The following is a 1,754-nucleotide window of genomic DNA, read 5'->3' as shown; positions in this document are numbered from 1 at the left end:
AGATGACTAATAGGCAAATATGATGGCTGATTTAATAAACACATCTAAGACGATACTGTGTAAAGAATTGAATTCACTGCGGCTTAGATAGGTAAGTGATACTTAGATATAGTGGGCTAGCTGATCAGTCTTACTTCAATTTAATCGCTATTGATTTGTAGACAACAAAGAGATGAATAACATCAGAAACCTATTAATTAAATGAAACCTGAAACATCAAGATTAACGGCGAAGGTTAGCAACGAACAATGTCAAATCAACAGCATGTCACCATAGACCAGCTATATGAGTAAATGGTTACTAGACTTTAATAAGAGATAATATAAAGCCATAAATAACAGGCTAAAAAACTACCAGTAACGACGAGCATCTAAGCTGATTTTCTAATACCTTATCTTACTAGCTTTGTTTAATAAACGCAGGACCTTCATCCATCCTCGCTCCGGCTCTTATTAAAGCTTGTTACTCGTAGCGACATACACGATACGAGTGTCATATTTGATTATATAGCTCAAGTACTTTGAGTTATCAAACTGCAGCCATAAAAACCACTGCATTATAACCCGCTGTGTCACGACTCCCTCACCTTAATTAGATGCCTGGAAATAATCAGCTATCTCAGGGTTATCGACCATAGATTTTTATTGATCATGTGCGATCATTGTTTTCAACCGAAAAATGACATGCATTAAACGCATCTTCAATTTCTCAGGGATTTTTACATCAATTAAGCGTATAAAATAACCGCCTCTGGCATAGGTATATAAACATACTATTATGTAATGCTATCAACGACCATTCCCTCAAATTTTGGACACAAGACAGCCGCAACAAAATAGTGGCCTATCTCGCGACGATTTCAAGTCAACTAGGTGCCTAAAAATAACTTACTCTGTCATGGGCATATCATCCACAAGAGTTAATGGCTCATGTTCGAGAACGGTTTTCTAGCAAAAAAACAGCAAGGCCACCCGATTAAGGTGGCCTTGCAGTGTTATTTAGCGCTGGGAAAACAACCGACTCTGGCATGGGCATATCATCCACACTAGTTAACGATTCGCATTGAGAAGTCTTTAGGCACAAAACAAAAATGCCACCTGATTAAAGTGACCTTGCAGTGTTATTTAGCGCCGGGAAAATAACCGACTCTGGTATGGGCATATCATCCACACTGGTTAATGATTCACATTGAGAACAACTTTAGACACAAAACAAAAAGCCACACAATTAAGGTGGCCTTGCAGTATTCTTTATCGCTGGGAAAACAAACGACCCTGGCATGGGCATATCATCCACACTAGCTAATGATTCACATTGAGAACAACTTTAGGCAAAAACAAAAAGGCCACCCGATTAAGGTGGCCTTTTTGTTTTATTTGGCGCCTGGAAATGACCTACTCTCGCATGGGGAGACCCCAAACTACCATCGGCGATACTGTGTTTCACTTCTGAGTTCGGAATGGGATCAGGTGGTGCCACAGCTCTATGGTTTCCAGACAAACTCTTTTCTAGGACATTACACTAGATAACTCTTGGTGCTGATACCCAGAATCGAACTGGGGACCTCATCCTTACCAAGGATGCGCTCTACCAACTGAGCCATATCAGCAAATTACTTCTTGGAACATACTCTTTCGTAAAAGAGAAATTAGGCGCCTGGAAATGACCTACTCTCGCATGGGGAGACCCCACACTACCATCGGCGATACTGTGTTTCACTTCTGAGTTCGGAATGGGATCAGGTGGTGCCACAG

Annotated in this window: 1 tRNA gene and 2 rRNA genes; all 3 read right to left on the bottom strand. The window is 40.7% G+C overall.

Features of this window, described 5'->3' with window-relative positions:
- Positions 1–1,381: 1,381 nt before the first annotated feature.
- Positions 1,382–1,497: ribosomal RNA gene (rrf, locus tag H5185_RS21995) — 5S ribosomal RNA — on the bottom strand.
- Between the two features lie 36 nt (positions 1,498–1,533).
- Positions 1,534–1,609 (bottom strand) — tRNA-Thr (locus H5185_RS21990).
- A 45-nt stretch (positions 1,610–1,654) separates the two neighbouring features.
- Positions 1,655–1,754: ribosomal RNA gene (gene rrf / locus H5185_RS21985) — 5S ribosomal RNA — on the bottom strand; the annotation flags it as partial.

Origin of the sequence: Shewanella sp. SG44-6, assembly GCF_014164185.1 — a bacterium.
GTDB classification, from domain to species: domain Bacteria; phylum Pseudomonadota; class Gammaproteobacteria; order Enterobacterales; family Shewanellaceae; genus Shewanella; species Shewanella vesiculosa.
This window is presented reverse-complemented; position numbering and strand designations above follow the sequence as displayed.